The 3,256-nt window shown below is 64.1% G+C and carries 4 protein-coding genes; 1 reads left to right on the forward strand and 3 read right to left on the reverse strand.

Going from position 1 to position 3,256, the window contains the following annotated elements; translation table 11 throughout:
- Positions 1-545, reverse strand: a 545-nt coding sequence (locus EN949_RS34075) for an alpha/beta hydrolase (RefSeq protein WP_164782642.1), incomplete at its 3' end; no start/stop codon positions are given.
- Entirely contained in the window at positions 538-1,125 is a 588-nt protein-coding gene (locus EN949_RS34080; RefSeq protein WP_127367046.1) for an amino acid synthesis family protein, read from the reverse strand. The genes EN949_RS34080 and EN949_RS34075, both read right to left, overlap by 8 nt.
- 133 nt (positions 1,126-1,258) lie before the next feature.
- Between EN949_RS34080 and EN949_RS34085 the strand changes: the two genes are divergently transcribed.
- Positions 1,259-1,930, forward strand: coding sequence for a GntR family transcriptional regulator (locus tag EN949_RS34085; RefSeq protein WP_013525211.1), 672 nt, complete (start codon positions 1,259-1,261; stop codon positions 1,928-1,930).
- A 504-nt stretch (positions 1,931-2,434) separates the two neighbouring features.
- Here EN949_RS34085 and EN949_RS34090 read toward each other — a convergent pair.
- A partial coding sequence (locus EN949_RS34090; protein WP_164782643.1) for an ROK family protein occupies positions 2,435-3,256 on the reverse strand: 822 nt, incomplete at its 5' end.

Consider the following 3,256-nt stretch of genomic DNA (forward strand, 5'->3'; position numbering starts at 1 on the left):
ACCGCGCTCAGTGCGGATGCCGTGTTCCGCGCTGCCGCCTCCAGCTCGGTCGGCACCGGATCGCCGAACCAGCGCGCAATGGTCTGTGCCGTGCCGGCCGTATCGCTGCGCCCGTTGAGCGCCACCGCGCGCTGGCGAACGGCTTCGGCCAGTTCAGGTGGCCGCCGGAACACGGCATTCAGGGAAACGATGCGGCGGACGCGCTCCGGTGCGCGCAGGGCCAACTCCTGGGCAACGAGCGCACCCATCGAATGGCCGACGACGGACACCCGGTCGAGGCCAAGATGGTCGAGCAGGCGAATGGCCTGGTCGGCGTAGTCGGCCAGTTCCGGGTGCTGCGGCGGCAGTGGCGACTGGCCGTGGCCGAGCATGTCGATCGCGATGACGTCGAAGCTGTCGGCCATGCGTTCGAACTGCGGCTGCCAGATCGCGGCGTTCATGCCGACGCCGTGGATGAACAGCACCGGCGTGCCAGCGCCGGCACGGATGAAGCAGGTGCCATCGAACGTTGTGCCCTGTCGCGCCCAGGTGGAAGCGTCAGCCATGCACGTCCCCAAGCTCCTTGAGGTCCTGATAGCGATCGCCGATACGATGATGCGGGCGACCGCCGATCGACGCACCAAGCGCCACCACCAGTTCGTCCGGCGCCGGCGCATCGCCGATCTGGAAATGCACGGTCAGGTAATGCGAGCGCCGTCCTTCGTCATTCTTGTCCATCAGTGGGATCATGATCGGCGTGTTCGGCCCGCCGCGCAGGTTGGTGAAGGCAAGATAGGTCTTGGCGCCGACGGCGCGGCGATAATGATTGCCAAAATGCAGCGTGTGGATCAGCGCCGAGGCATGCTCGATCTCGCCAGACGTGCCGCAAATGGCCGCTTTGCCATAGCCCTCGATCGCCTCGCCGGAACCGGCGACGGCAATGATCTCGCGGGTCAGGATCTCTCCGAGCACCGGCGCGCAGGCGCGGATTTCGGGCGACAGATCGTCGGTGAAGCCGCGTCCCGCCCAAGGGTTCGTCAGCACCGCGGCGACGCCGATCAGGCGCAGCGGCCGCGGTGCAGCCTTGCCGCCTTCGATCAGCGTGTTCTCGGTATAAGTCACGATCTTGCGGATGGCAGGCTGCATGGAATCCTCGGGTCGGCGATGCCAGGGACCGTCCGATCCCTGTATCATCTTATGGTATACCATGCTATGGAGCACCAAGTACCTTGTCAACCGGGCATGGAATCTGTTTTCGTGGCGGTGCAGGAGCCAAGACATGCCAGACGACACCCTTCGCATCGACCGCAGCGCCAAGACCTTGAGAACGCTGGCGCTGGAGCGCATGCGCGAAGCCATCATGGATTTCCACTTCCAGCCTGGCGAAAGGTTGGTCGAGCGGCCGCTTTGCGACCAGCTTGGCGTCAGCCGTTCCGTCGTGCGCGAGGTGCTGCGGCAACTGGAGGCCGAGGGGCTCGTGCAGATGATCCCTGGGCACGGGCCGGCCGTAGCCAGGCCGGATCTCGGCCGCACCGACGAGATCTATGAGTTGAGGGCACTGCTTGAAGGCATTGCGGCACGCGCCTGCGCCCTGTCGGCCACCGGCGAGCAACTGGCAACGCTCGAACGCGCGCTGGCGGACTTGTTCGGGGCATGGGCGTCGGCGACGCCGCCGGCAGTGATGCGGGCGACGACGAAATTCTATGAGGCGCTGTTCGAGGCCGCCGACAAGCGTGTCGCCTGGGAAATCGTCAGCGGGCTGAATGTCCGAATCAATCAGCTTCGTTCGATGACCATTCTTTCGGAGAACCGCCGCGAGCCTGCGATCAGCGAGATGAACGAGATCATGGACGCGATAAGGTCGCGCAAGCCCGATGAGGCGGAAGCGGCGGCACGGCGACATGTCGAATCGGCTTGGCAGATCGCTCGAGATAAACTTCGCCTGGTTTAGATCCCGGTGAGTTCAGCCTATCCAACCCGTCGAAGGGCCTTGAAGAAAGTGTCTGCTTCCGGGCAATTGAAAAATGCAACTTTACGACTGAGATGGGGCGCAAAGCTGCCGTCCGCCTTCGAGCCTGGAACTGGATGCCCACTCGATCGTTTAAATAGCATATATTTCATTGAAATTTCTCATGAGGAGGAGCGCATCGAGCGAGCGCTCGACCCGCGTTGCGGAGATCATCGTCGCGCCTAGTGACCAAGGCGAGGAATGGCTTCCTTTATACGACCACCTAGAACGAGCGATGCAGGATCTTCAGGCGAAGGAAAAAAGTCTCGTCGCAGTACGTGGGCGCGCCAAACGAGCGCAGGGCCGAGCGAAAGCACGTTCCCGAACACCGCAAGAAACGAAATCCATATGGCCCAGTCTCTCTCGTCCGTCAGGCGCTTCTTTGGCGCGATGAGCGCCAGCAATGCTCAGTGACGACGAGGTATTGTCCTCCACGATACACCACCTCTAAGGCTCCACGTTTGACGTTGGGGGCAGCACCACAGCCGGGTGGCGCCCTTCGCGCAGCATCAGCCCGAGAGTGTAATCAACCGCCAGCTTCACGGCACCAAGCGCGGTCCCGTCGTCCCCCAGGGAACTGACGGCGATCCGTGTCGGCCACGCAAGCTCTGCCGCGACGCGCTCGACGTTTTCCGTCATCAGCGGGTTTCTGCCGACACCGCCGCCAAGCACGATCAGGCCGGGGTCGAGTATGCCGATACAGCCAGCGGCCAGCCTGCCGATATCGGCGGCATGGCGCGCGACAGCCGCCACCGCCGGTGCTGAGCCCTCCAGAGCACGCGCGAACAGATCCTTGGCCGAGTCGGGCGGCGCGCCTTCCGCAGCGGGCCAGTCGACACGGCAGCGCTCTATTAGCGCCCGAGAGCCGAGATAATGTTCGAGCCCTTCACGATAGGGCGTCTCGCTGGCCGACCATGGAAACGGCATGCGGCCGATTTCGCCGGCCGCACCACCGGCGCCGCGAAACAAACGCCCCTCGGTGATGAGGCCGAGGCCAACCCGCACGCCGACCTGCAGAAAGGCGAAGGTCTGGTGGCCTTGCGCGGCACCAAAATGCATCTCGCCAATGGCCGCGCAGTTGACGTTGTTTTCCAGGACGATCGGCACCTCGATGCTGCGCCGCAGCAGGCCAAGCACGGCGGACGGCCCCCCGGGCCGGTCGAAACGATCATTGGAGACGATGCGCGGCACCGCCACCGCAATGGCGCGCAACGCGCGAAAACTCTTGGCCACCTTGGCCATTGTGGCACGCGCGACCGACTCTACGAC

This window comes from Mesorhizobium sp. M7A.F.Ca.US.007.01.2.1, from assembly GCF_003998165.1.
Taxonomy (GTDB): Bacteria; Pseudomonadota; Alphaproteobacteria; order Rhizobiales; family Rhizobiaceae; genus Mesorhizobium; species Mesorhizobium ciceri.

Bases quoted from the DNA above. Each gene is read 5' to 3' on its own strand.
- EN949_RS34080 (WP_127367046.1), bottom strand. From the start codon at position 1,125: ATGCAGCCTGCCATCCGCAAGATCGTGACTTATACCGAGAACACGCTG.
- EN949_RS34085 (WP_013525211.1), top strand. From the start codon at position 1,259: ATGCCAGACGACACCCTTCGCATCGACCGCAGCGCCAAGACCTTGAGA.